The organism is Actinoplanes subglobosus (assembly GCF_042650585.1).
In the GTDB taxonomy this organism is placed as follows: Bacteria; Actinomycetota; Actinomycetes; order Mycobacteriales; family Micromonosporaceae; genus Actinoplanes; species Actinoplanes subglobosus.
Window position 1 is genome coordinate 609724 of sequence record NZ_JBHSBL010000018.1, and the last position, 26014, is coordinate 635737.

General features: G+C 70.3%; 23 protein-coding genes and 1 pseudogene. 16 read left to right on the forward strand and 8 right to left on the reverse strand.

Annotated features, from left to right (window positions below; translation table 11 throughout):
• The first annotated feature begins 388 nt into the window (after window positions 1-388).
• From ACFO0C_RS24710 to ACFO0C_RS49050, 3 genes are read left to right on the forward strand one after another with little or no spacing between them, the layout of a single operon-like run.
• Entirely contained in the window at window positions 389-1399 is a 1011-nt protein-coding gene (locus tag ACFO0C_RS24710; protein WP_378069020.1) for a hypothetical protein, read from the forward strand.
• A 39-nt stretch (window positions 1400-1438) separates the two neighbouring features.
• A complete protein-coding gene (locus ACFO0C_RS24715) occupies window positions 1439-2836 on the forward strand; it encodes an OFA family MFS transporter (RefSeq protein WP_378069021.1) in 1398 nt (465 codons plus the stop codon).
• Window positions 2833-2925: an MFS transporter small subunit gene (locus ACFO0C_RS49050; RefSeq protein ID WP_449191285.1), complete on the forward strand. Its 93-nt coding sequence runs from the start codon at window positions 2833-2835 to the stop codon at window positions 2923-2925. The genes ACFO0C_RS24715 and ACFO0C_RS49050 overlap by 4 nt, the downstream gene beginning before the upstream one ends.
• Here the strand turns inward: ACFO0C_RS49050 and ACFO0C_RS24720 are convergent.
• Window positions 2900-3931 (reverse strand): LacI family DNA-binding transcriptional regulator, encoded by a 1032-nt coding sequence (locus ACFO0C_RS24720; protein ID WP_378069022.1) that lies wholly within the window; start codon window positions 3929-3931, stop codon window positions 2900-2902. The genes ACFO0C_RS49050 and ACFO0C_RS24720 overlap by 26 nt on opposite strands.
• A gap of 304 nt (window positions 3932-4235) precedes the next feature.
• Here ACFO0C_RS24720 and ACFO0C_RS24725 point away from each other — a divergent pair, with 304 nt between their 5' ends.
• From ACFO0C_RS24725 to ACFO0C_RS24785, 13 genes and pseudogenes are all read left to right on the forward strand, one after another.
• Window positions 4236-5534 (forward strand): ABC transporter substrate-binding protein, encoded by a 1299-nt coding sequence (locus ACFO0C_RS24725; protein WP_378069023.1) that lies wholly within the window; start codon window positions 4236-4238, stop codon window positions 5532-5534.
• A complete protein-coding gene (locus ACFO0C_RS24730; RefSeq protein WP_378069024.1) occupies window positions 5534-6466 on the forward strand; it encodes a carbohydrate ABC transporter permease in 933 nt (310 codons plus the stop codon). Before ACFO0C_RS24725 ends, ACFO0C_RS24730 begins: the two co-directional genes overlap by 1 nt.
• Window positions 6463-7308: a carbohydrate ABC transporter permease gene (locus tag ACFO0C_RS24735; RefSeq protein WP_378069025.1), complete on the forward strand. Its 846-nt coding sequence runs from the start codon at window positions 6463-6465 to the stop codon at window positions 7306-7308. The genes ACFO0C_RS24730 and ACFO0C_RS24735 overlap by 4 nt, the downstream gene beginning before the upstream one ends.
• A gap of 40 nt (window positions 7309-7348) precedes the next feature.
• Window positions 7349-8860, forward strand: coding sequence for an arabinosylfuranosidase ArfA (gene arfA / locus ACFO0C_RS24740; RefSeq protein WP_378069026.1), 1512 nt, complete (start codon window positions 7349-7351; stop codon window positions 8858-8860).
• Between the two features lie 185 nt (window positions 8861-9045).
• Window positions 9046-10671, forward strand: coding sequence for a beta-1,3-glucanase family protein (locus ACFO0C_RS24745; RefSeq protein ID WP_378069027.1), 1626 nt, complete (start codon window positions 9046-9048; stop codon window positions 10669-10671).
• A 341-nt stretch (window positions 10672-11012) separates the two neighbouring features.
• Window positions 11013-12374 carry a pyridoxal phosphate-dependent decarboxylase family protein gene (locus ACFO0C_RS24750; RefSeq protein WP_378069028.1) on the forward strand — a complete coding sequence of 454 codons (1362 nt, stop codon included), beginning with the start codon at window positions 11013-11015 and terminating at the stop codon, window positions 12372-12374.
• Window positions 12371-13654 carry a lysine N(6)-hydroxylase/L-ornithine N(5)-oxygenase family protein gene (locus ACFO0C_RS24755; protein WP_378069029.1) on the forward strand — a complete coding sequence of 428 codons (1284 nt, stop codon included), beginning with the start codon at window positions 12371-12373 and terminating at the stop codon, window positions 13652-13654. Before ACFO0C_RS24750 ends, ACFO0C_RS24755 begins: the two co-directional genes overlap by 4 nt.
• A complete protein-coding gene (locus tag ACFO0C_RS24760) occupies window positions 13651-15849 on the forward strand; it encodes a GNAT family N-acetyltransferase (protein WP_378069030.1) in 2199 nt (732 codons plus the stop codon). Before ACFO0C_RS24755 ends, ACFO0C_RS24760 begins: the two co-directional genes overlap by 4 nt.
• Window positions 15846-17615, forward strand: a pseudogene (locus tag ACFO0C_RS24765) (penicillin acylase family protein); the annotation flags it as partial. The gene ACFO0C_RS24760 and the pseudogene ACFO0C_RS24765, both read left to right, overlap by 4 nt.
• A 30-nt stretch (window positions 17616-17645) precedes the next feature.
• Window positions 17646-18197: a GNAT family N-acetyltransferase gene (locus ACFO0C_RS24770; RefSeq protein ID WP_378069149.1), complete on the forward strand. Its 552-nt coding sequence runs from the start codon at window positions 17646-17648 to the stop codon at window positions 18195-18197.
• 151 nt (window positions 18198-18348) lie between these two features.
• Window positions 18349-18501: a hypothetical protein gene (locus tag ACFO0C_RS24775; protein WP_378069031.1), complete on the forward strand. Its 153-nt coding sequence runs from the start codon at window positions 18349-18351 to the stop codon at window positions 18499-18501.
• Window positions 18501-18908 (forward strand): PIN domain-containing protein, encoded by a 408-nt coding sequence (locus tag ACFO0C_RS24780; RefSeq protein ID WP_378069032.1) that lies wholly within the window; start codon window positions 18501-18503, stop codon window positions 18906-18908. Before ACFO0C_RS24775 ends, ACFO0C_RS24780 begins: the two co-directional genes overlap by 1 nt.
• A gap of 32 nt (window positions 18909-18940) precedes the next feature.
• Window positions 18941-19390, forward strand: a complete 450-nt coding sequence (locus ACFO0C_RS24785; RefSeq protein WP_378069033.1) for a YdeI/OmpD-associated family protein — start codon at window positions 18941-18943, stop codon at window positions 19388-19390.
• Between the two features lie 68 nt (window positions 19391-19458).
• Here ACFO0C_RS24785 and ACFO0C_RS24790 read toward each other — a convergent pair whose 3' ends face one another.
• The 7 genes from ACFO0C_RS24790 to cbiE all read right to left on the reverse strand — a co-directional run bounded on the left by ACFO0C_RS24790 (window position 19459) and on the right by cbiE (window position 25917).
• Complete coding sequence (locus tag ACFO0C_RS24790) at window positions 19459-20613, reverse strand: hypothetical protein (protein ID WP_378069034.1); 1155 nt, start codon at window positions 20611-20613, stop codon at window positions 19459-19461.
• 244 nt (window positions 20614-20857) lie between these two features.
• The gene (locus ACFO0C_RS24795; protein WP_378069035.1) at window positions 20858-21595 is read right to left on the reverse strand and encodes an SDR family oxidoreductase; all 738 of its coding nucleotides are present in this window, start codon (window positions 21593-21595) and stop codon (window positions 20858-20860) included.
• A gap of 91 nt (window positions 21596-21686) precedes the next feature.
• Window positions 21687-22265, reverse strand: coding sequence for a hypothetical protein (locus tag ACFO0C_RS24800; protein ID WP_378069036.1), 579 nt, complete (start codon window positions 22263-22265; stop codon window positions 21687-21689).
• On the reverse strand, window positions 22262-23152 hold the full coding sequence (locus ACFO0C_RS24805) for a hypothetical protein (RefSeq protein ID WP_378069037.1): 891 nt from the start codon (window positions 23150-23152) through the stop codon (window positions 22262-22264). The genes ACFO0C_RS24800 and ACFO0C_RS24805 overlap by 4 nt, the downstream gene beginning before the upstream one ends.
• A gap of 53 nt (window positions 23153-23205) precedes the next feature.
• Window positions 23206-23931, reverse strand: a complete 726-nt coding sequence (locus ACFO0C_RS24810) for a cobalt-precorrin-6A reductase (protein WP_378069038.1) — start codon at window positions 23929-23931, stop codon at window positions 23206-23208.
• 40 nt (window positions 23932-23971) lie between these two features.
• On the reverse strand, window positions 23972-24715 hold the full coding sequence (gene cobM / locus ACFO0C_RS24815) for a precorrin-4 C(11)-methyltransferase (protein WP_378069039.1): 744 nt from the start codon (window positions 24713-24715) through the stop codon (window positions 23972-23974).
• A complete protein-coding gene (gene cbiE / locus ACFO0C_RS24820) occupies window positions 24712-25917 on the reverse strand; it encodes a precorrin-6y C5,15-methyltransferase (decarboxylating) subunit CbiE (RefSeq protein WP_378069040.1) in 1206 nt (401 codons plus the stop codon). The genes cobM and cbiE overlap by 4 nt, the downstream gene beginning before the upstream one ends.
• Between the last annotated feature and the right edge of the window lie 97 nt (window positions 25918-26014).

Here is a 26014-nt window from a genome sequence, read left to right on the forward strand (position 1 = left end):
GATCCGGTGGCCTCGGAGCATGACGGCTTCGAGGCCTTCTACCGGGCCAACGCCGACCGGGTCCACCGCGCGCTCGCGGTCACCCTGCGCCGGGACGACCTGGCCGCCGAGGCGGTGGCCGAGGCGATGTCCCGTGCCTACGCGCGCTGGTCCACGGTCAGCCGGTTGGACAACCCGGCCGGCTGGGTCTTCCGGGTCGGCCTGAACTGGGCCACCTCGTGGTGGCGCAAGGTCCGCCGGGAACGACCACCGGCCGACGACTCCGCACACCCGCATCTGCGGCCGCCGGAGGTCGCGGTCGCCCGGGACGCGCTGGCCAAGCTGCCCGAGCCGCAGCGGGCCGTGATCACCTGCCGCGTGCTGCTCGACCTCTCCGACGGCGGTGGCGATGGTGGCCGCCGGTGCCGCGGTGGGCGGCGGGCAGTGGCGGCAACCCCCGTCGCCCCTGCCCGCCGCGGGGACCAGTGCCCCGGCGCCGGGGGTGTCGGCGAGCGCGGTGCCGGTGGTCGCGAAGCCGGCCCAGCCGCTGATCCTGGACGACGGCGTCGGCACCTACCGGGTTCCCGGTGGCGGGACGATCGAGCTCGGCGGCGGGAAGCGGATCGGCGAACTGCTCCCGGACGGCACGATCACCGGGCACGAGGTCGTCGGCTCCCGCAACTGGGAACGTCTGGTGCTGCTGCCGGACGGGGCACAGGTGGCGTTCGGCTCGCACGACCTGACGCCGGGGAGGGAGCGCACCGACGGCCCGAACGTGACCGGGCTGGAGTTCCGGCTGGTGGTGACCGGTCCGGACGGCCGGATCCGGGTCCAGCGCGACGTGCGCCGGCAGGGCGAGTCGGTGGCCCTGGTGACCGCCCACGGGACCACGGCCTACCTGTGGCGGCCGGCCGGGCTGGTCATGCACGACCTGGCCACCGGCCGGGAGGAGACCGTCGTCGGCGGCACCCGGCTGGGCCTCACCCCGGTCTTCGGCGACCTGCGGCTCTCCGACATGCAGGGCGGCTGGCTGGCGGTGACCCGGATGCAGGACGAGTGTGTGCCGCGTGTCCACGACGTCTCCACCGGCCGGCTGGTCGCCGAGCTGCCCCTCACCGGATCGGGATGCGTCGCGGTGTCCGACCTGCGGCTCTCCCCGAGCGGCACACCGGAGAGGGCGGTGCTCGCGGTCGCCTACCAGCGGGAGGGTGCCGGCGGTCGGCTGGAGAGCCGGGTCGCCCTGATCGAGGTGGTGACCGGCCGCCGGCTCGCTGAGTTCGAGGTCGAGCCGGGCTCGCCGAAGACCGCGTTGGGGATCTCGCTCGCGTGGCAGGACGAGCACACCCTCCGGGGCGCGTCCTACCCGGTCGCTCCGGAGGGAATCGGCGAAGTGAATGGTTTCACTGTGAACGCGAAGTAACCCTTTCAATTCACTCACCTCGATGGGTATCGTGCGGCGATGGCCCTCTTGTCCGTGTTCGACCGGGAACACTCCATCGCCCCGGAGGGGTACAGTCGCTGGCTCATCCCGCCGGCGGCGCTGGCCGTGCACCTCTGCATCGGTCAGGCCTACGCCACGAGCGTCTACAAGAACTCGCTGGTCCAGCACTTCGGCACCAGTCAGACGGCGATCGGGATCGTGTTCAGCATCGCGATCGTCATGCTCGGCCTGTCGGCCGCGGTCGGCGGCACCTGGGTGGAGCGCGGCGGTCCCCGCAAGGCGATGTTCGTGTCCGCTGTCTTCTGGGCGTCCGGCTTCCTGGTCGGGGCACTCGGCATCGCGACCACCCAGCTGTGGCTGCTCTACCTCGGTTACGGCGTGCTCGGCGGGATCGGCCTGGGCATCGGCTACATCTCCCCGGTGTCCACGCTGATCAAGTGGTTCCCGGACCGGCCGGGCCTGGCCACCGGGCTGGCGATCATGGGGTTCGGTGGCGGCGCGATGATCGCCGGGCCGGCGTCACGGCAGCTGATGTCGTTCTACGACGACGGCTACGACCCGGCGGTGGCCACCTCGGTCGCCGACGGGGATGCGTTGACCGCCCTGTTCCTGACCCTCGGTGTCGCGTACTTCGTGATCATGATGTTCGGGGTCTTCAACATCCGGGTGCCGCGTGCGGGCTGGCGCCCGGCCGGCTGGGACCCGGCGACCGTGCGGGAGAAGCCGCTGGTCACCACGGCACACGTCTCCGCCGCGAACGCGATCCGGACCCGCTCGTTCTGGCTGCTCTGGATCGTGCTGTTCTGCAACGTGACGGCCGGCATCGGCATCCTGGAGCAGGCCAGCCCGATGATCCAGGACTTCTTCCGGGACGGCGCCGGCGTCTCGACCGTCACGGTCGCCGCCGCGGCCGGGTTCGTCGGCCTGCTGTCGCTGTTCAACATGGCCGGCCGGTTCGCCTGGTCGTCGACCTCGGACCTGATCGGGCGCCGGCCCATCTACATGCTCTACCTGGGCGGCGGCATGGTGTTGTACGCGTCGCTGGCCGTCGCCGGTCACCTCGCGACAGCGCTGTTCGTGCTGCTGGCCGGGGTGATCCTTTCGTTCTACGGCGGCGGGTTCGCGACCGTGCCGGCCTACCTGCGGGACCTGTTCGGGTCGTTCCAGGTGGGTGCCATCCACGGCCGGTTGCTGACCGCCTGGTCGGCCGCCGGGGTGGCCGGTCCGCTGATCATCAACGGGTTCCTCGACGCGCAGGGCAAACCGGGCACGCTGACCGCGGACGCCTACCGTCCGGCGCTGTTCACCATGGTCGGTGTCCTGGCCGTCGGTTTCGTGGCGAACCTGCTGATCCGCCCGGTGCCCGAGCACCACCACGAACCGGTCACCGCCAAGGAAGAGGAGGTCGCCCGATGAGGCTCGTGCTGTCCTGGGGGCTGGTGGTCGTACTTCTGGGCTATGGAGTCATCCAGACCCTGATCACCGCGGCGAAACTCTTCCAGTAGTGCTCTCCCGGATGATCAGGCGGTGCGGAGCTCGTACCTCCAGGCCGTCCGGAGGGGTCGCACTGCCGATGCGCAGCAGCAACCTCTCCACCGCGGTCGTCGCGATCATCTCCTTGTCGGGGGAGATCGTGGTGACCGTGGGGTTGGAGAAACGCCCGTCCTCGATGTCGTCGTAACCGATCACCGCGACGTCCTCGGGGACCCGCAACCCGCGGGAGACGATGGTCCGGATGGCGCCGAGCGCGACCAGGTCGGAGTAACAGAAGACGGCGTCCGGTGGCTCGGGCAGGTCGAGCAGGTGGGCCATCGCGCTGGCGCCGTCCGGCCGGTTGAACCGGGGCGTGCTGATGATCAGATCGTCCCGGACGGCGATCCCGCGGGCGGCGTGGGCCTCGCGGAAGCCGCGGGTGCGCCGTTGCGCCGCCTCACCGGTGGCGTAGGGCTGGTCGCCGATCGCCGCGACCCGCTGCCGGCCCAGGTCGAGCAGGTGCTCGGTGGCCTGCCGGGAGGCGGCCACGTCGTCGATGCCGATGTGGTCGAAGCTGCCGTCGCTGGACCGCTCGCCGAGGATCACCAGGGGCAGCGCCCGGTCCCGGTCGGCGAGGGCCTGCTGGTCGAGGCCGAGCGGGCTGAAGATGACGCCGTCGAAGAGCAGCCGGCGCGAGCCGTGGGCGATGAACGCCCGCTCGTGCTCGGGGTCGCCGTCGGTCTGGTCGATCAAAACGTTATAGCCGCTGACCCTCGCCGCGCGGATCACGCTCTGCAACAACTCGGAGAAGTACGGGGTGTCCAGGTACGGCACGACGACCGCGATCTGACCGGACCGGCCCTGTGCGAGGTTCCGGGCCAGGACGTTCGGCCGGTACCCGAGTTGTTCCACCGCGCGCTGAACGCGCTCTCTCGTGTGTTCCGTGACGTTGGCGTAGCCGTTGACCACGTTGGAGACGGTTCGGCTGGAGACGCCGGCCAACTCCGCGACGTCACGCAGAGTGACTTCTCGACGCATTCTTGCCCCCTCTGACCGCCCCAAGTTTCCGGCAGGTTACCCCTTGCCGTCGTTCGGGGTGCCGTGCATGCTTTGCTTTGCAGCGCTGCAAAAGCGTAGCAACATCGCCCGACCAGCAGTGAAGACTGTTCGGTCGTGCGAGGCCCGGCCTAACGGCCGACCCCCGGTGTGCCAGCACCGGAGGTCGGCTCTCTGAGCCCTCGCGGGTCTCAGATTTGATCAACTGGATACGCATCTACTCGTCTGTGAGGACCCAGTGAACATCGGCAACTTTAGTGCACGGAGAGTCAGTCGGCGATCAGTTGTGGCGGCGGTCGCGGCCACGGCCCTCGCGTTGACCGGTTGCAGCGGCGGCGGCGACGACAAGCCGGCCGAGAAGCCCACCGGCACGGTCACCGTCAAGGTGTGGGCCTGGTACCCGGAGTTCAAGGCGGTCGTCGACCAGTTCAACGCGACCCACACCGACGTCAAGATCGAGTGGACGAACGCGGGCACCGGCCAGGACCAGTACACCAAGCTGCAGACCGCGCTGAAGGCCGGCAAGGGCGCGCCCGACGTGGTGATGCTGGAGCTGCAGGAGATCCCCACCTTCGCGCTCACCAAGCACCTGGTCGACCTGGGCAAGTACGGCGCGAACGACGTCAAGGGCGACTACGCCGGCTGGGCCTGGAGCCAGGTCAGCTCCGGTGACCAGGTCTACGCGATCCCGGTCGACGCCGGCCCGATGGCGATGATGTACCGCGACGACATCTTCAAGAAGTACAACCTGACCGTCCCGACCACCTGGGACGAGTACAAGGCGCAGGCCGAGAAGCTGAAGGCCGCCTCCGGTGGCAAGAGCTTCATGACCGACTTCGGCGCCAACGACGGTGGCTTCATGACCGGTCTGTTCTGGCAGGCCGGCGCCAAGCCGTACACCTACGACATCGCGAACCCGAGCAGCATCGGCGTGAACGTCAACAGCGCCGAGGCCAAGAAGGTCTTCGAGTACTGGGAGGGCATGGTCAACAACGGCCTGGCCGACACGACCGCCTTCCACACCACCGACTTCTACAACGGTCTCGGCTCGGAGAAGTACGCCACCTACCTCGCGGCCGGCTGGGGCCCCGGTTACATCCAGGCCAACGCCGGTGGTGCGGCCGGCAAGTGGAAGGTCGCCCCGCTGCCGCAGTGGACCGCCGGCGCCAACGCCCAGGGCGACTGGGGCGGCTCCTCGTTCGCGGTGACCGACCAGGCCCAGTACCCGGACATCGCGGCCAAGGTCGCCATCGAGATCTTCGGCGCCAAGAACACCGAGGCCTGGAAGATCGGCATCGACAAGGCGTTCCTCTTCCCGACCGTCACCCCCGTCCTGGAGTCGGACGCCTTCACCGGCAAGACCTACGACTTCTTCGGCGGCCAGAAGGTCAACGAGGTCTTCGTGCCGGCCTACAGCGCGATCGGTGAGCTCGACTGGAGCCCGTTCAACAGCTACAACTTCAACCAGCTGACCACCAACCTGGGCCAGGCGATCGAGAAGAAGACCTCCTGGACGGCGGCGCTGGACGCCTCGCAGGAGAACATCAAGACCTACGCCACCCAGCAGGGCTTCAAGGTTCAGTAATGACCGAGGTCCAGACTTCCCCCGCGGCCGCTCCGGCGGCCGCGGGCCCCTCGGCCGGAACCGGCTCCCGGCGGGCGGCGCGGGTGAAGGAGGCGGCCACCGGCTGGTTCTTCGTCCTGCCGTTCGCGGTGCTCCTGATCGCGTTCCTGCTGCTCCCGATGGCGTACGCCTTCAAGATCAGCCTGTACCGCTCCACCCTCATCGAGGGGGAGGTCTTCGCCTGGTTCGACAACTACAAGCAGGCGATCGACGACCCACTGGTCCGTGAGGGCGTGGTCCGGGTCCTGATCTTCGGTCTGCTGCAGACCCCGGTGATGATCGGGATCGCGCTGGTCGCGGCCCTGCTGATCGACGCCGCGACCTCCCGGTTCTCCCGGTTCTTCCGGCTGGCGGCCTTCGTCCCCTACGCCGTGCCGGTGGTCATCGGCACGCTGATGTGGGGCTTCCTGTACAGCGACAGCGTCGGCCCGTTCGCCTGGACCGGCATCGACTTCACCTCCACCGGCACCGTGCTGGCGTCGCTCGGCAACATCGTCACCTGGCAGTGGGCCGGCTACAACATGATCGTCCTGTACGCGGCGCTGCAGGGCCTGCCCCGGGAGACCTACGAGTCGGCCCGCATCGACGGTGCGAGCGAGGTGCAGATCGCCCTGCGGATCAAGACGCCGATGATCAGCTCCGCGCTGGTCCTGGCGACCCTGTTCACCATCATGGGCACGCTGCAGTTCTTCACCGAGCCGCTGATCCTGCAGCCCCTCAACCCGGGCGCGATCACCACGCACTACACGCCCAACATCTACGCGTACCAGCAGGCGTTCTCGTTCCAGCAGTACAACTACTCGGCCGCGATCTCGTTCCTGCTCGGCGCGGTGGTCTTCGTCGGGTCGTACATCTTCCTCTTCGCCACCCGGAAACGGAGCGCGCTGCAATGAACCTCAAGAAAGGCAGCGTCGCCGCTCACGTCGTCATGGGCCTGATGGCGATCTACTTCCTGTTGCCGTTCTGGTGGCTGCTGGTGGCGGCGACCAAGAACAACGAGGGGCTCTTCCAGTCGGCCTCGCTCTGGTTCTCCGACTTCCACCTGATCGACAACCTGAAGGTGCTGTTCGAACAGGACAACGGGGTCTACGTCACCTGGCTGCGCAACTCGGCGTTCTACGCGGTGGTCAGCGGCGTCGGATCGACGGTCATCTCGGCGCTGGCCGGTTACGCCTTCGCGAAGCTGCGCTTCCCGGGCCGCAACGCCCTGTTCGCACTGCTCCTCGGGCTGATCATGGTGCCGGCGACCGCCCTGGTGCTGCCGACCTACCTGCTGATGTCGCAGGCGAACCTGGTCGACACGGTCTGGGCGGTGATCCTGCCCTCGCTGCTCAACCCGTTCGGCGTGTACCTGCTGCGGGTCTACGTGGCCGACTCGGTCCCGGAGGAGATGCTGGAGGCGGCCCGGATCGACGGCGCCGGCGAGGTGCGGGTGTTCACCAGCGTGGCCCTGCCCGCGATGAAGCCGGCCCTGGTCACCGTCCTGCTGTTCAGCATGGTCGCGTCCTGGAACAACTTCTTCCTGCCCCTGGTGATGCTGAGCGACGACCAGCTCTACCCGCTCACGGTCGGCCTGCGGGCCTGGTACATGTCCGCGATCATGGGCAACAGCGGGGGCGCCACGTTCAACGTGATCGTGACCGGCGCCCTGATCGCGATCGTCCCCCTGATCGCGGCCTTCCTGATGTTGCAGCGGTACTGGCGCGGCGGCCTGACTCTCGGCTCCGTCAAGTAACCCGCGCATCTCCTCTTCTTTCTGTGTAAAGGGAACAACCATGCTCCGTGCGCGTGTCGCATTGAATCCGGCTGCCGTCGTGGCGCCCGTCAGCCGCCGCACCTTCGGCTCGTTCGTCGAGCACATGGGCCGCTGCGTCTACACCGGCATCTACGAGCCGGGCCACCCTCTCGCCGACGAGGACGGGTTCCGTACCGACGTGCTGGCGCTCGCCCGTGAGCTGGGCGTCAGCATGATCCGCTACCCCGGTGGCAACTTCGTCTCCGGCTATCGCTGGGAGGACGGCGTCGGCCCGCGCGAGCAGCGCCCCCGCCGGCGTGACCTGGCCTGGCGAAGCATCGAGACGAACGAGGTCGGGATCGACGAGTTCGCCAAGTGGGCGGAGAAGGCCGACGTCGAGATCATGTACGCGGTCAACCTCGGCACCCGCGGCGTGCAGGAGGCGCTCGACGTCCACGAGTACGTCAACCACCCGGAGGGGACCGCGCTCTCCGAGCAGCGGCGCGCCAACGGCGCGGAGAAGCCCTACGGCATCAAGCTCTGGTGCCTGGGCAACGAACTCGACGGTCCCTGGCAGACCGGGCACAAGACCCCCGAGGAGTACGGGCTCCTGGCGGCCAGCACGGCGCGGGCGCTCCGCTCGGCCGAACCCGACCTGGAACTGGTCGCCTGCGGCAGTTCGTCCAGCTCGATGCCGACGTTCGGCACGTGGGAGTCGACGGTGCTGGAGCACGCGTACGACGTGGTCGACTACGTGTCCTGCCACGCCTACTACGAGGAGCACGACGGCGACCTGGGATCGTTCCTGGCGTCCGCTGTCGACATGGACTTCTTCGTCAACAGCATCGTGGCCACGGCGGACGCGGTCGGCGCCCGGCTGAAGAGCACCAAGAAGATCAACCTGTCGTTCGACGAGTGGAACGTCTGGTACCTGTCCCGCTTCCAGAACGCCCCGCTGCCCGAGGAGTGGAAGGTCGCCCCGCCGGTCATCGAGGACCGCTACAACGTGGCCGACGCGGTCGTGGTCGGCAACCTGCTGATCTCGCTGCTGCGGCACAGCGACCGGGTCACCGCGGCCTGCCAGGCGCAGCTGGTGAACGTGATCGCGCCGATCATGACCGAGCCCGGCGGGCCGGCCTGGAAGCAGACCATCTTCCACCCGTTCGCCAAGACCGCGGCCCTGGCCAAGGGTGACGTGCTGCGCCTGCACATCGACGCGCCGTCCTACGACACGGCCAAGTACGGCACGGCCCCGCTGGTCGACGCGGTCGCCACCCACGACCCGGCCACCGGTGACGTGACGGTCTTCGCCGTGAACCGTGACGTCGAGAACCCGGTCGAGTTCGCCGTGGACCTGACCGCCTTCGGTGCGGACCTGACCGTCGCCGAGTCCTGGACCCTGACCGACGACGACGTCTACGCCTACAACTCCAAGGAGGACCCGGAGCGGGTCACGTTGCGCCCGTCCGGCGCCGTCACCCTGGACGCCGGCACCGCCACGATCACCCTGCCCCGCGTCTCCTGGAACGCCGTCCGTCTCTCCCGCCCGTGACCGGTCGAGCGTGTGGCCTCCGGGGGACCGCAGGTCACACGCTCGAAAAAACTGTTATCGGGGCACGGCGAGAACGTCTGGCAAATTGACCTTAAAGGAGCATTAAAGGCTCTGTGAGAGCGGTTTCTCGCGAGTAACAATGGCGGCCGTCCCGGACCGCCAACTCTCGGAGAGGCCGCACCCCCATGCGCCGTAAACGGAGCCTGATTCTCGCCACTGTGGCGACGGTCGCCGCGCTCACCACTGCCTGGATCGCCCTGCCCGCCTCGGCCGCCTCAGCCACCGCCACCCTGCGTACGGTGTCCGACTGGGGCTCGGGCTGGCAGGACGAGGTCACCATCACCAACGGCGGAACGTCCGCGCTGACGTCCTGGAAAGTCGAATTCGATCTGCCCGCGGGCGGTTCGGTCGGCAGTTTCTGGGAGGTCGACATGACGGCTTCCGGCAGTCACCGCACATTCACCAACCGTGCCTGGAACGGTTCGGTTCCGGTGGGCGCGAGTGTGACGTTCGGATTCGTCGGCACCGGCGGGCAGCCGGTCAACTGCAAGCTCAACGGCGCGCCGTGCGGCAGTGGCGCCACGGTCCCGACGACCCCGGCGACGACCGTGCCGACGGTGGTCCCGACGACGAAGGCGCCGACCACCGCGCCGGCCACTCCCGCGACGACCGCGCCGACGACGGCCCCGACGACGAAGGCGCCGACCGTCCCGCCGGCCGGCAGCACGCTGCCGGTCACGGTGACCAACCGGACCGGGCGTAACGACCAGGTCTTCCTCTATGTGCTGGGCGTCAACCTGGAGACCGGCAAGCTCGGCTCGGTGAACGCGAACGGCGCGTTCACTCCGTGGACCGGTGGCGGGACGGTGCCGGTGCCGGCGCCGGACGTCTCGATCCCGGGCCCGGCGAACGGGCAGAGCACCACGATCAAGGTGCTGAAGAACATCTCCGGCCGGATCTACTTCTCGTTCGGGAAGAAGCTGGACTTCCGGCTCACCACCGACGGCCTGGTCCAGCCGGCCCCGTGGGCGGGCGGCGACCCGAACCGGGACATCCTCTTCGACTGGAGCGAATTCACCCTGAACGGCTCGGGCCTGTTCCTGAACAGCTCGCAGGTGGACATGTTCGCGGTCCCGCACGGCGTCTCGGTGCTCGGCGGCAACGGTGTCACCACGAAGACCGGTGACCTGGTGGCGAACGGCCGGCAGAAGGTCATCGACGCGGTGAAGGCGAACCCGGACTTCGCGAAGAGCGTGGTCACCCGGTCCGACGGCACGGTGCTGCGGGTCCTCGCCCCGGGCAAGGCGGCCGACGCCGGGCTGATGAGCGCCACCTACCTCGACTCGTACATCACGAGCGCGTGGAACGCGTACACCTCGAAGAATCTCACCGTCGTCCCGTTCGGGGACCGTCCGGAGGTGAAGTACACCGGCCGGACCTCGGGGAACGTCATGAACTTCACCGACACGAGTGGCCGGACCGTGGCGTCGTTCACGAAGCCGTCGACCGCGAACGTGTGGGGCTGTGACGGTGCTCTCGGCGCACCGAACGACCAGGTGGTCGGACCGATCGCCCGGACGCTGTGCGCGGCGCTGTGGCGGACCACCCTCGGGCGGATCGACACCCAGCCGGGCGGGACGGCCGCCGACTTCTACACCGGTGGGCCCGCGAACCCCTACGCCAAGGCCATCCACGCCAACATGGCCGACGGCCGGGCCTACGCCTTCGCCTTCGACGACGTGCAGGCCCAGGAGTCGCTGGTGCACGACGGAGATCCGCGCGCGGCCGGGATCACACTGACCGCCTTCTGATCTTCCTCATCGACGAAGCCCACTCTGTCTAGAGTGGGCTTCGTTCAGTATGTGGCACTTGTCACCTCGGCTCCGATGAATGTTTCGTTGAGCATGCAATTGCAGGTCGCGCCCATTTCGCGGGGGCTCGGGAGTGGTCCGCGGCACTCCGGGTGACCCGGTCCAAGTTCCCTTCGGCCTACCGGCCGGTTAGCCTCCCCTGAGTTAGGTAAGGTTTACCTTATTGGAGGCCTCCGTTGGAGCGGTCCGAGTCCCCGTATCTGTTTTCCGGCTCCACGTTGGACAGTTACACGTCCGGTGTGTGGCACGCGTCGGCACTGCTGGCCGACAGGGTGAAGGCAGTGCGGCAGCCGTACTCCGGCGCAGCCGTCGCCGATCTGCAGGACCAGGTCGACGGCGTCGATCTGGACCGGCCCCTCGGTGACACCGGCGCGGCGCTGCACGAAGTCGCCCGGCTCTACCTGGACAACGCCGTCTGGTTCCACGAGCCCACCTACGTCGCCCACCTGAACTGCCCGGTCGCCATCCCCGCGCTCAGCGCCGAGGTGCTGATCTCGGCGGTCAACTCGTCGGTGGACACCTGGGACCAGAGCACCGCGGGCACCCTCATCGAGCGCCGCCTGATCGACTGGACGGCCGGCCGGATCGGCTTCGGTCCGGGCGCCGACGGCATCTTCACCAGCGGCGGGACCCAGTCCAACCTGCAGGCGCTGCTGCTGGCCCGGGAGGAGACACTCGCCTCCCTCGGTGATCGGAGCGCGATCCCGCGGCTGCGGATCTTCGCGACCACCGAGAGCCACTTCAGCGTCAGCAAGTCCGCCGGGATCCTCGGCATGGCCGCCGACGCGGTGGTCGGCGTCGCCACCGACGGCACCGGGAAGATGGACACCGCCGCGCTGGCCGCCGCGATCGAGGGCGTGCGCCGCGACGGGGGCGTCCCGATGGCCGTGGTCGCCACCGCCGGCACCACCGACCTGGGCCGCATCGACCCGGTCGCCGAGATCGCCGCGGTCTGCGAGAGCCAGGGCATCTGGTTCCACGTCGACGCGGCGTACGGCTGCGGCCTGCTCGTCTCCACCCGGCGCCGGCACCTGCTGGACGGCATCGAGCGCGCCGACTCGGTCACCGTGGACTTCCACAAGAGCTACTTCCAGCCGGTCAGCTCCAGCGCCATCGTGGTGCGCCGGGGCGAGACGATGCGCCGGATCGCGGTGCACGCCGACTACCTGAACCCGCGCACCGCCGCCGTGCCGAACCAGGTCGACAAGAGCCTGCAGACCACCCGGCGCTTCGACGCGCTGAAACTGTGGATGACGCTGCGGACCATGGGCGCCGAGCAGATCGGCGACATGTTCGACGCCGTCGTCGACCGCGCGCACGACGCCCACCGGCTGATCGGTGACGACGCGGACTTCGAGGCGCTGGCCGCGCCGACGCTGAGCACCGTGCTGTTCCGCTACCGCCCGGCCGGCACGGCGATCGCCGAGTGCGACGAGCTGATGCCGAAACTGCGGCAGCGGCTCTTCTACGGAGGCCGGGCGATCGTCGCCGGTACCACCGTCGGCGGCCACTACTGGCTCAAGTTCACCCTGCTCAACCCGAACACCACGATGGACAACCTGCGCGACGTGCTGGACCTGATCCGCGGGATCGGGCGGGAGATGACCGGTGAGCGCGACGAGGCCGCGGCGGTGATGGCATGACGCGCACCTACGACTTCGCGGCGATCGGCGTCGGCCCGTTCAACCTCGGCCTGGCCGCGCTGACCGAGGACCTGGACGACGTCGACGGCATCTTCCTGGAGCAGCGGGCCGAGTTCGACTGGCACCCGGGGCTCATGCTCGACGGCGTCACGATCCAGGTCCCGTTCCTCGCCGATCTGGTCACCATGGCCGACCCGACCAGTCGTTTCTCGTTCCTCAACTACCTCAAGCAGGTGGGCCGGCTCTACCCGTTCTACATCCGGGAGAGCTTCTTCCCGCTGCGCGCCGAGTACAACGAGTACTGCAAGTGGGCGGCCCGCCAGCTGACGTCGATCCGGTGGAACACCCGGGTCGAGACCGTCACCCACGACGGCGAGGCCTACCTCGTGCACACCGGCGGCGAGACCTTCCGGGCCCGCCGGCTGGTGCTCGGCATCGGCACCGAGCCGCGGATCCCGGCCGCCGTCGACCAGGGACCGTTCGTGCACAGCGCCGACTACCTGCCCAACCGGGAGCGGCTCCAGGGCATGGACTCGATCACGATCATCGGCAGCGGGCAGAGCGCCGCCGAGATCTACCTCGACCTGCTCAACGAGATCGAGACGCACGGCTACCACCTGAGCTGGATCACCCGGTCGCCGCGGTACTTCCCGATGGAGTACACGAAGCTGACCCTGGAGATGACCTCCCCAGACTACATCCGCTACCACCAGGCGCTGCCGATGGACGTCCGTGACCGGCTCGGCCGCGAGCAGCGCAACCTCTACAAGGGGATCAGCGGCGATCTGGTCGACGCGATCTACGAGGCGCTCTACGCCAAGAGCCTGACCGGCCCGGTGCCGACGACGCTGCTCACCGGCACCGCACTGGACGGCGTCATCTGGGACGGCGAGCGGTACACGCTGGCGCTCGAGCACCAGGAGGAGGGCCGTTCGTTCACCGCGAGCACCCAGGGCCTGATCCTCGCCACCGGGTACGCCCCGCGGGTCCCGTCCTTCCTGGACCCGATCCGCGACCGGATCAACTGGGACGCCCGCGGCCGTTTCGACGTGACCGTGGACTACGCCGTCGACAAGGCCGGCGACGAGGTGTTCGTCCAGAACGCCGCCGAGCACACGCACAGCGTGACCGACCCCGACCTCGGCATGGGGCCCTACCGCAACAGTGTGATCCTCAAGGCGATCACCGGCCGGGAGGTCTACCGGGTCGAGGAGTCGATCGCGTTCCAGCAGTTCGGCGCCCCGAAGGCCGACATCCCCCGACAGTTGGTGAAACAGTGAGACTCGTACCCCTCGACCTTGCTCGTGATCTTGATCTTCTGCACTCCTGGGTGACCCATCCGCGGTCGCACTACTGGGGCCTCCAGGGCGCCTCGGTGGACCGGGTGCGCGAGGAGTACCAGGGCTTTCTGGACAATCCGCACTACGACGTGTGGCTCGGCCTCGACGAGGACGACACCCCGCTCTTCCTCGCCGAGACCTACGACCCGGCGCACAGCGAGCTGGCGCCGCACTACGAGGTGCGCCAGGGCGACATCGGCATGCACGTGCTGGTCGCCCCGCCGACCCGCAAGCGCTCCGGGGTCACCTCCGCGGTGATGCGGGCCGTCATGGACCACTGCTTCGCCGACTCCCGCGTCGAACGGGTCGTCGTCGAGCCGGACGTCCGCAACGACGCGATCCAGCGCAAGAACGCCGAGGTCGGCTTCGTCGCGGAACGTGACGTGCCACTGCACGGCAAGACCGGCCGGCTCAGCTTCTGCACGCGGACGGCGTACGCCATGAGCGTCCCCCACCTGCGGCCGGAGGCCATCGCCTTCGCCCACCGCCGGCTGATCGCCAAGGCCCTGGCCGAGTTCAGCCACGAGCGTCTGATCACGCCGGTCGCGCTCGGTGACGACCGGTACGAGTTCGGCGCGAACACCTTCACCGCCCGGCGCTACCCGCTCGAACACTGGGTGATCGACCCGGAGTCGCTCGACGGGCCGCTCGACGCGCTCGACTTCATCGCCGGCCTGCGCGAGACCCTCGGCATCCCGGAGAAGCTGCTCGGGACCTACCTGGAGGAGATCTCGGCGACGCTGGCCGGCACCGCCTGGAAGTACGCGCACCGCCGGGAGACCGCCGAGGACCTGGTGCACGCGAGCTTCCAGACGATCGAGGCGGCGATGACCGAGGGACACCCCGGATTCGTGGCCAACAACGGGCGGATCGGTTACGGACTCGCCGACCACGAGGCCTATGCGCCGGAGGCCGGGCAGGCGGTCCGGTTGCGGTGGGTGGCGATCCTCAAGAGCGAGAGCATCTTCGTGTACGAGGGGAACGAGCCGGCCTTCTACGAGGCGGAGATCGGGTCCCTGAAGACACACTTCGAGCGCCAGCTGCGAGGGCACGGCCTGGACCCGGCCGACTACCGCTACCTGCCGGTGCACCCGTGGCAGTGGGAGCACAAGGTCACCGTCACCTTCGCCGCCGACGTGGCCCGCCGGGCGATCGTCCCGCTCGACGCCGGACCTGATCGTTATCGGGCACAGCAGTCGATCCGGACGTTCTTCAACACCGACCGGCCCGAGCGTCACTACGTGAAGACCGCGATCGCCGTGCAGAACATGGGCTTCCTGCGCGGGCTGTCACCGAAGTACATGCAGGCCACGCCGCCGATCAACGACTGGGTCGCGTCGGTCGTGGAGGGTGACGGGGAACTGCGGGCCTGCGGCTTCCAGGTGCTGCGCGAGCTGGCGTCGATCGGGTACACCGGGGACGCCTATCACCGGACCGGGACGCCCAGCGCGTACACCAAGATGCTCGCCGCCCTCTGGCGCGAAAGCCCCGTCACGCGCATCCGTGCGGGCGAACGGCTCGCCACCATGGCCAGCCTCCTGCACCGCGACCGCGACGGGAACTCGCTGGCCGCCGCCCTGATCCGCGAGTCCGGTGTCACGCCCGCCGGGTGGGTCGCGACCTACCTGCGCGCCTACCTCCGGCCGATCGTGCACTGCCTGCTCAAGCACGACCTGGCGTTCATGCCGCACGGCGAGAACCTGATCCTCGTGCTGGAGAACCACGTGCCCACCCGGGTGTTCATGAAGGACATCGGCGAGGAGGTGGCGGTCATGAACGACCAGCCGCTGCCGGCCGAGGTCGAGCGGATCCGGATCGACGTCACCGACGAGATCAAGGAACTGGCGCTCTTCACCGACGTCTTCGACGGCTTCCTGCGGCACCTCGCCGGCATCCTCGACACCGACGGTGTCCTCGGCGCCGACGAGTTCTGGGCGCTCGCCGGCGACTGCGTCCGCGAGCACGCCAAGGACCACCCGGAGCTGACCGGACGGCTCGACCTGCTGCGGCCCACCTTCGCGCACTCCTGCCTCAACCGGCTTCAGCTGCGCAACACGCTCCAGATGGTCGACCTCACCGACCAGGCCGGCTCGCTGATCTTCGCGGGCGAGCTGGAGAACCCGATCGCGGCATGAGGGTCTACCGCGACTCCTTCGGCATCCCGCACCTGCGAGCCGGCTCGGTCCTCGACCTGGCCTGGCTCCAGGGACGGGTGACCGCGACTGATCGGGGCCGCCAGCTCACCGTGGAACGCCTCCGCTCCGAGGGGCGCCTCGCGTCCGTCGCCGGGGCCGCCGAGGTGGGCTGGGACCGCTTCGCCCGGCGGGTGCGACTGGACGACACGGCCCGGCGGTCATTCGCCGATCTGGACATCGCGACCCGCCGGTGGCTGGAGGCCTATGCCGACGGTGTTCGCGCCGGAGGCGTCGAGTGGCAGCCGTGGTCGTCGCTCGGCGTCTTTCAGGTGCAGCACATCCTCTTCGGCACCCTGGGCAACAAGATGTGGCGGGCGCACGTCGAGCGGACCCTCGGCCCGGACGCCCTGGCCTGGTTCGCGCTCGAAGGGCCCGGCGGCTCCGGCAGCAACTCCTGGACGATCCCGGGGGAGATCGCCGGTGACCCGCACCGCCTCCTCGAACTCCCCGGCGTCTACCAGCAGGTCCGCCTCGCCTGCCCGGACTTCGACGTGGCCGGGCTCACCTTCCCCGGCGTCCCGGGGGTGCAGCACTTCGGCCACGCCGGGTCGGTGGCCTGGGCCATCACCAACGCGATGGCCGACTACCAGGACCTCTACATCGAGGAACTGCGCGAGACCGAGGCCGGAGTGCAGGCCCGCGGCGCGACCGGCTGGGAGCCGGTGGTCACCCATCAGGAGACGATTCTCGTACGCGATGACGACCCGGTCGTGGTCGATGTCATGGAGACGGCCCGCGGACCGGTCATCGATGGGCACCTGAGTCTGCGTACCCCCGCGCGGTCCGCTTTTGATCTCGGATTCGACGCCCTGTTGCCGCTGCTGCACGCGTCCACCGTGGACGACGTCGCCGACGCCCTGTCCCGCTGGGTCGAACCGGTCAACAGCGTCCTCACCGCCGACTCCACCGGCCGGGCCCTGCAACTCACCGCCGGCCGGGTGCCGGTGCGCGACGACCGCAACCGGCTCGTCCCGGTGCCCGCCTGGGAACCACGGCACGCCTGGGAACCCGAGTGGGCGCCGATGTTCCGCGCCCCGGTCGAGACCGCGGTCAACGCCAACGACCGGCGGCCGGACACCGAGGCGTACGGCAACGCCTTCGACCCGCCCGCCCGGGCCCGCCGGATCCGCGAGTTGCTCTCCGCCGGAGTGGCGCACGAGAAGATCCACATGGACACCGCGCTGCCGGCCGATTCGGCCGAGGCCGGACGCTGGACCGCCTGGCGGTCGGCCGTCGCCCGGGCCGCCTGCGACCTGCCCGCCCTCGCGCCGCTCTTCGCCCCGTCCGGCCACGACCCGCTCTTCACCCCATGGGTCGACCCGCGCGCCCGGATCGGCATCGCCCTCGACGGCGTCCTCGCCGGACTGGGCGTCGACCCCGGGACACTGGCGTCGCTGGACGACGCCCCGGACACGCCGTGGGGCGAGCGCCACCTGCTCCACCCGCTGCTCCTGCCCGGTCTGGACGCCGACGTGCCCCGGATCGAACTCGGCGGCTCGGCCCGGTGCGTGCTCAACACGTCGAGCATCCCCGGCGTCAGCGACCTGTGCTGGCGCGGGCCGGTCGCCCGCTACGTCTGGGATCTCACCGACCGGCGCCGCAGCCGGTGGGTCGTCCCGTTCGGCGCCTCGGACGACCCGGCGTCGCCGCACTTCCTGGACCAGCTGCCGCTCTGGGCCACCGGAGACCTCACCCCGCTGGTCACCGACTGGGAACTTTTGACGGAGGAACCCGTGATCGTCTTCTCGGAGAAACTGCCCGGGCTCGGTGAACTCACCATGATCCGGCTCGACCCGGCCGCGCACGCCCCGGTCGTGCACTCCTGGGTGATCAAGGAGCGCAACCGGTTCTGGGGGATGGGGGAGCACACCGTCGCCGACGTCGAGGAGATCTACGGGTTCGTCGACGGGCTCGACAGCCACCACGCCTACCTGCTGCTGCTCGACGACGGGCCGATCGGGGTTTTCCAGACCTACGAGCCGTCACAGGATCCGGTGGGGGAGTGTTACGACGTGCTGCCCGGGGACTTCGGCCTGCACCTGCTGATCGACGCCTCGGACCGTTCGCTGCCGCATCTGACCAGTGCGGTCTTCCCGGCTCTGCTGCGTCACCTCTTCGCCGAACCCGACCGGCGGCGGATCATCGCCGAACCGGACATCCGCAACGATCGGATGATCTCCCGTCTTCGGCGGGAGGGGTTCACCCTGGGGCCGGAGATCGATCTGGGGCACAAGAAGGCGCAGCTCACGTTCCTGGAGAGGGTCCGCTTCGAGGACGTGAAGGGGTAGCCTTGCTCCAGGCCTAGTTGCGAAGGGGACTTGCTCAAAGACTAGTTGCATGGGTAGCCTGTTCTCATGACAAGATGTCACGTGGGAGGTGTCCATGAGTACAGATAGCGCCGATCGTGTTCTTCTGGCGGTGAGGGAGCCGGTCGCCTCGGTGGAGGAGCTGATCAAGGCCGCGGGCGCGGTGAAGATCCGTTCGCTCGAGGACGTCCAGGCGTTGGCCATCGACGTGTTCGAGTCCGATGAGGAGTTCGAGGAATTCCTCGATTTCACCTACGCCAATCGCCGTCGGGAAGTGTTCGACTGATGCCGACGCGACCCATCCTTCTCGACACCGACGTCGCCTCACTGCTCATCAAGGGCCGTCTGCCGGTCAGCCTCGGCACCAAACTGATCGGCAGCGAACTCATCCTTCCCTTCGTCACCTGGGCCGAGTTGGTCACCTGGGTCCACGTGCGCAACTGGGGAGCAGCCAAGCGCTCGACCCTCAGGCGGTGGATGGACGCGCGGGTGTTTCTGCCGGGCGACGAGAACGTGGCACACGTGTGCGGGGTCATCGCGGCGGACGCGCAGCGCCGTGGCCGCCCCCGGCAGCGCAACGACACCTGGATCGCGGCTTGCGGTTTGGCTCATGATCTTCCGGTGGCGACGATGAACGTGAAGGACTTCGACGACTTCCGGATTCATCACGGGCTTTCGATCGTGACGGCCTGATTCGTTCTCCCTGGTTGGCTATCGTCTCGGGCATGGAGTATCGGGGTGAGTTGGAGCAGACCGGGGGGAACACCACCGGGTTTCGGATTCCTGACGAGTTCGTGGCCGGGCTCGGTGGGGGCGGGCGGCCCAAAGTGGTCGTGCGGGTTGGCGGGTTCGAGTTCCGGTCCTCCATCGCCCGGATGGGTGGGGAGTATTGGCTCGGCGTCAGTGCCGAGCGTCGGGCGGCCGGTGGGCTCGAGGGTGGGCAGGTCTACGAGCTCGAGATCGGGCTGGACGACGCTCCCCGTACCGTCGAGGTGCCTGAGGATCTTGCGGCGGCCCTGGCCGCCGAGCCGGAGGTCAAAGCCTTCTGGGAGTCGGTCTCCTTCAGCAACCAGCGGTGGCATGCCGAGCAGTTGACCTCGGCGAAGACAGCCGAGACCCGTGCGCGCCGGTTGGCGAAATCGCTCGATCTGCTGCGGGCCGGGAAAGCTCGCTGACCCGAGGCCGACGGGTCACAGCGGGCCGGAACAGCGGTCGGGAAGCTCTCTGATCCGGGACAGATGGGTCAGAGCGGACGGTAGGCGACCTCGGGGTCGAGCAGCGTCACCCACGACGGCCGGTAACGGGGCAGGCGGGCGTCCATCTCCTCCTGCAGGTTGGTCCGCCAAGGGCCGGAGACGCCGTCGTCGTGCCACCAGGGCGGCCACGAGTCGTAACGTCGCTCCACGTGCACCCCGGACGCGCTCGTCTCCACTCTCAGGAAGAGCCAGCGGCCGTACCGCGGATCGGACTCGGCCCGGCGCAATGCCCGGACCAGCTCGGTGAGCCGGCGGAAGGCGGCGTATCGCTCCTCCTCGGGCCGGTCGGCCGGCGGGTGCCCGCCGGGCTGCGCGCTGAAACTCGTCGCGTCCGCATAGGCCAGCAGCGAGCACTGACCGTCCGCGCCCGGCGCCCGGTCCTGAAGCCAGCCGACCAGCGTGTCCAACTCGGCGGTGGTCGGCGGCGCGGGCCGGGACAGCTCCGGCGCGTCCTGCATCGCCGCCCAGACAAGCCGGTCGTGCTCGCCCTGGCTGAGCCGGCGGACCCGGCGCATCGGCGGCCGCCGGCCCGGGGCGATCCGCGGCGCGGCACTGCCCGGCACGAGACCCGCCCGGGAGGCCGTGGCCATCGCCGCCGCCAGATCCGGCGCCGGGTCGATCAGCAGGTCGCTGAAATGGGCGGGCGACACCTCGGTCCGCACCGCCGCCGCAAGCAGCCGCTCCGCCGTGGGCCGCGGGCCGAACCGGGTCATCGCGAGGAGCGTGCTCTCCCCGGTCAACAGCGGCCCGACGAGGTCGGTCATGCCGTCGGCGTGACCCTCCCGGTACCGGACCCGGGACCAGCGCCCACTCTCGTGCCAGACGACGAAACCGAGCCGGCCGGTCTCGGCGAGCGGCGCCAGGATGTCCCACGGCAGCCAGTCGGGGGCGCCGGTGAGCGGATCGGCCGGAGCGTCGTCGCGGGCCGCCGCACTGCTCTCCCGATGGTGCCCCCAGATCACCGCGCGACGGCCGTCGAGCAGCGCGAACCGGGCCCAGCTGCCGTCTTTCAGATCGCGGCCCGCACCGTGGTCGTCGATCGACCAGAGGCCGGTGCGGCCGAGGGCGACATGGGTGGCGCTCAACGTCGCCCAGCGTGTCCAGAGCAGTCCGGGCGCGGGCAGGTCCACGTCGGTCAGCATCTGTCCACTGTGCCAAACGGGGGCCGGTCCCCGTCACCCCCAGGGGGCCTCGCACCGACCTTTTACGATGCGGGGTTCCGCGGCCGGGCCGGAGATCGTGGGCGGTCCGGCCGCGTTTCGGCCCCGCCCGAGTTTCGGCCCCGCCCGTGGCTCGGTCCTGCGTCTCGCGTCCGCGCCCGTCTTGCGTCCGCGCCCGTCTTGCGCCCGCGCCCGTCTTGCGTCCGCGCCCCGGCTCTGGCCGTCCTCAGCGGCCTCTTGTGGCCAGCCACGCCGCCAGGGTGGTGGGGGCGCGATGTGCCGACGGGCCGGCCACCAGCGCGTCGGCCGGGACGTCGGCGCCGAAGAACGGGCGGCCGCCGATCGTCACCCGCTGACCGGGCACGGCCAGGCGGCGGCCGATCTCGTCGAGTGCCAGGGTCTCCGGGCCGGCCGCCTCGACCGCGCCGTCCACCGGCTCCGACGTGGCGATCCCGGCCAGGTGGGTGACCAGGTCGGACAGGGCGATCGGCTGCATCCGGAGCGTGGCCAGGGCGATCTCGTCACCCCGGGTGTTGGCCTGGACGATGCCGTCGAGGAACTCGAAGAACTGGGTGGCCCGCACGATCGTGAACGGCACACCGCCCGCGCGGACCGCCGCCTCCTGGGCCAGTTTCGCCCGGTAGTAGGCCAGATCCGAGGCCGCCTCCAAGCCGACGATGGACAGGACCACGTGGTGCCGGACGCCGGCCTTCGCCCCGGCGGTGGTCAGGTTCTCGGTGGAGGTCCGGAAGAACTCGGTCGCCCCGGCCTCGTCCGCCGACGGGGCGTTGGTGACGTCGATCACGACTTCGGCTCCGGTCAGTGCCTGTTCCAGTCCGTCGCCGGTGACCGCGTTCACTCCGGTCGACGGTGACGCCGCCAGTGTCTCGTGACCGCGCTCCCGCAGGGCCTCGACCAGCAGCCGGCCGGTCTGCCCGGTGCCACCCACCACAACGATCCGCATGTCCGTGCTCCTTCGTCCCGGATCCGGCGGGGTTCGCGTACCGCCGGGGTTCGGAGCAGGGACGGGACGGGAACCCGGAATGTGACAGCCGTCAGCGGCGGGGGAGTTCGCTCTGGGCGGCCGCCAGCCAGTCGAGGGCGTATTCCAGGTCGATCGCGGCAGCCCGGCGGCGATGCGAGCGATGGTCGCGGGCGATGGCGGCGCACGCCTCGATGCGGCGACGGAAGGCGGCGTAGCGGTAATGGTCGTCGATCGGGGCCGGGCCGGTGACGGTCTCGCGGTCCCAGCGGCGACGGAGACGGCGCAGTCCGGCGACGGCGAGCAGGGCCGTCCACAGGGCCGCCACCGCGGTCCCGGCCAGCGGCAGAGGACTGTCGGCCGGGACGCCCGCGATCAGTAGTGCCCCTGCCGTCAGCAGGCCGGTGATCGCGGCGAGCAGGAGAGCGGCGGGGTCGGCGGGACGCCGGTCGGTGCCGGGACGGCCGGCCGCCGCCCGGACCCGGCGCCGGGCCTGGCCGAGACGGGCGAAGATCACCCGGTCCGGGCGGTCCGCCGACCAGTCCCGGCTCTGCGCGTCGGTGATCACCGTGTCCAGGTCGCGGCCGATGGCTCCCAGGCGCGGCCGGGCCTCCCCGGAGAACGGGTCCTCCCGGATCAGGGCACGCGTCACAGGGCGTCCTTCCGCAGGTCGCCGAGGTGGCGCTCGATGCAGTCGACGGCTTGGCAGAGCAGCTGGTCGGCGTGGGCCAGGCGGCGGACCATCGGGTCGGTGCGGATGGCCCGGCGCAGTTGTGGCGTGTCCCAGCCGGCGGTGCCCACATGCCGCAGCGCCGCCGAGACTAGCCGCACCCGAGCCCGCATCAGCCGGTCCGGCACGCCGGCGAGCCCGGCCTCGCCGTTCCCCACCCGGCCGGGTGCAGGGACCCGGCCCTGTGCAGGGACCCAGCCCTGTGCAGGAACCCGGCCGGATGCGGGATGAGCCGGACGGCCGGGGGATGGGTGCCGGAAATGGACGGTGACGGCGGTGCCCGAGGCGTCGGCGGCGATGGCAGTGGCGGTAAAGGTGCCGGTGCCGGTGGTGGTGCCGGTGCCGGTGGCGGTGGTGGTGCCGGTGGTGACGGCGGCGGTGGCGTTGGTGGTCCCGGTGGTGACGGCGGCGATGCCGGTGGCGTTGGTGGTGCCGCTGGTGGCGGCGGTGCGGCGGCGGCCGATCAGCGTGTAGAGGCGGCGCGTTGCGAAGGGGACGGCCGCGGCGGCGAGCAGCAGCGCGGCCCCGGCGGCCGTGAGGATGCCGCCACCGCTCAGGCCGAGCGTTCCGGCCAGCGCCGCCGACCCGGCCACCACCAGGAAGGTCACCACCGTCAGGACCAGCACCTGCACCGGCGCGGCCAGCACCCCGGCGGCCTCGGCGAGCACCCCGTCGAAAGCGGTCAGCCGGGCCGCCGCCGTGCGGAGCCAGACCTGCCCGGTACCGCCCGCGTCACCGATCTCGGCCAGGCCGTCGGCGGCCAGCGCGCGCACCACCGCGAGTTCGGCGTGCAGCGCGCGCAGGGACATGAATCGAGCGTCGCACCGCGACGCTCGTCACGCAGCACTCGAACTGTCGTATTTCAGCGGCGGATCGTTCGTAACCACGACGCGGCGGCGTCCGCAGTGGACACGGTGATCGCGTCCGGAAGCGGGGGCCGGCTCACCATGAGAACGGGAACGCCCAGCTCACGGGCGGCGACGAGTTTCGCGTCGGCGCCACCGCTGTCCTTGGTGACGAGCACGTCGACGCGGTGCCGGGTGATCAGTTCCCGTTCGCCCGCGACGGTGAACGGCCCCCGATCGAGCAGCACCTCCAGGTGGCGCGGCACATCCCCGGAGGGCGGCTCCACCGAACGGGCCAGGAACCAGCATCCGTCGAGCCCGGCGAAATGCGCGAGGCCCTGCCGCCCGGTGGTGAGGAACACCCGCCGGCCGAGGCTCGGCAGCATTCCGGCTGCCTCCGGCAGCGACGCGACACGGTGCCACTCGTCGCCGGGCCCGGCGGTCCAGCCCGGCCGGTTCACGATCAGCAGTGGTACGCCGGAAGCCGCGCACGCCGCTGCCGCGTTCCCGCTGATCGTCGCCGCGAACGGATGGGTCGCGTCGACGACCGCGTCGATCCGTTCGTCCCGCAGATAGCCGGACAACCCGGCCACCCCGCCGAACCCACCGATCCGCACCTCCCCGGCCGGCCGCAGCGGGTCCGTGGTGCGCCCGGCCAGCGACGTGATCACCTCGACCGTGCCGGCGATCAGCCCGGCCAGCCGCCGGGCTTCGGTCGTCCCACCGAGCACCAGCACTCTCACGGAGCCACCGCTCCGGGCGTCCCGCCGAGCAGGGCCGGCGTCATGGGCGGCAGCGGTCCGAGGAGTACAGGTGGCTGTCCGGGAACTGGCCGGCGGTCAGTGCCGCACCGACGACGATGACCGCGGTACGGCGTACCCCCGAGGCTTTGACCTGCTCCGCGATGTCTGCGAGCGTGCCGCGGATGATGACCTCGTCGGGCCGTGAGGCCCGGGCCACCACCGCGACCGGGCAGTCGGCGCCGTAGTTGCCGGTGAGCTCGGCGACGACCGCGTCGATCCGCTGGACGGCGAGGTGCAGGACCATGGTGGCCCGGCTGGCTCCGAGGGTGGCCAGGTCCTCGCCGGGTGGCATGGCGGTGGCGCGTTCCGCGGTGCGGGTGAGGATGACCGTCTGCGCCACCTCGGGCACGGTGAACTCGCGGCCCAGCGCGGCGGCGGCGGCCGCGAAGGCGGGCACTCCGGGGGTGACGTCGTAGGGCACGCCGGCCTTGTCGAGGCGGCGCATCTGCTCGGCGACGGCGCTGAACACCGACGGGTCGCCGGAGTGCAGCCGGGCCACGTCCGCTCCGGACTCGTGGGCGGCGACCATCTCGGCGATGATCTCGTCGAGGGTGAGGTTCGCGGTGTCGACCTTGCGGGCGCCGGGCGGGCAGGCGTCGAGCAGTTCGGCCGGGACCAGGCTGCCGGCATAGAGGCAGACCGGTGCGGCCGCGATCAGCCGGTGCCCGCGCAGCGTGATCAGGTCGGCCGCGCCGGGTCCGGCGCCGATGAAGTGGACGGTCACGGGGTCACCGACCAGATGGTGACGGGCATGAACGAGCGCCACCCGGTGAAGCCGCCGACCGGGGAGCCGCGCTGCACGGTGATCCGGGTCAGCTCGCCGCCGAGTTTTGCGTAGGCGGCGGCCACGACCGCCTCCGACTCGACAGTCACCGCGTTGGCCACGAGCCGCCCGCCGGGGCGCAGCTCGGCGAGGCAACGGTCCAGGACGCCGTCGCGGGTCAATCCGCCTCCAATGAAGATCGTGTCCGGCCGGGGCAGGCCGTCGAGGGCGTCCGGGGCGCGGCCGTGCACGGTGCGCAGGCCGGGGACACCGAGCGCGGCCGCGTTCGCGGTGATCGTGGCGATCCGGCCGGCCGAGGACTCGACGGCGATCGCCCGGCAGGACGGATGACTGCGCATCCACTCGATGCCGATGCTGCCGGAACCGGCGCCGACGTCCCACAGCAGCGCGCCGGGGACGGGGCCGAGGGCCGCCAGGGTGACCGCCCGGACCTCCCGCTTGGTCAGCTGCCCGTCGGTTTCGTAACAGTCATCGGGAATGCCGGAAGTGACAGCCAGCGCGGGACCGTCACCGCACTCGACCGCGACGATGTTGAGCGGATCGCCGTCCGGAAAGGACCAGGACTCCGCGGCGCCGGTGATCATCCGCTCCCCGTCGCCGCCGATCTGCTCCAGGACGGTCAAGGCCGCTGACCCGTGGCCACGCTGGACGAGCAGGGCCGCGACTGCCGCCGGGGTGTGCGCGCCGGCGGACAGGACGAGGATGCGCCGGCCGGGATTGATCAGCCGGTGCAGCGTCTCGACCGGGGCGGTGACCAAGCTCACCACGTCGGTGCCGTCGAGTGCCCAGCCCAGGCGTGCCGCGGCCAGCGACACCGACGACGGATGCGGGACGACCCGGATCGCCGAGGGACCCAGGACGCGGGCCAGTGTGGTGCCGATGCCGTGGAACATCGGGTCGCCGCTGGCGAGCACGCACACCCGGCGCTCCCGCTCGGCGCCGAGCAGGCCGGGCAGCGCCGGGACCAGCGGAGACGGCCACGGGACGCGGCGTGCGGCGACGTCGGCGGGCAGCAGGCCGAGCTGGCGGGAGCTGCCGAACACCACCTCCGCGGCGGTCAGCGCGGCCTGTGCCGGGCCCGGGAGATCCGGCCAGCCGCCGGCCCCGACGCCGACCACGGTGATCGGATGCGCGGAACTCATGCGCTGAACCTAACTCTTGGGATTTTTGCGATCTCGTTGAGCCAACTCGGTGTGATGCGCGTACCCAACCATGACGGCCCTTCCGCGCACGGGTCGT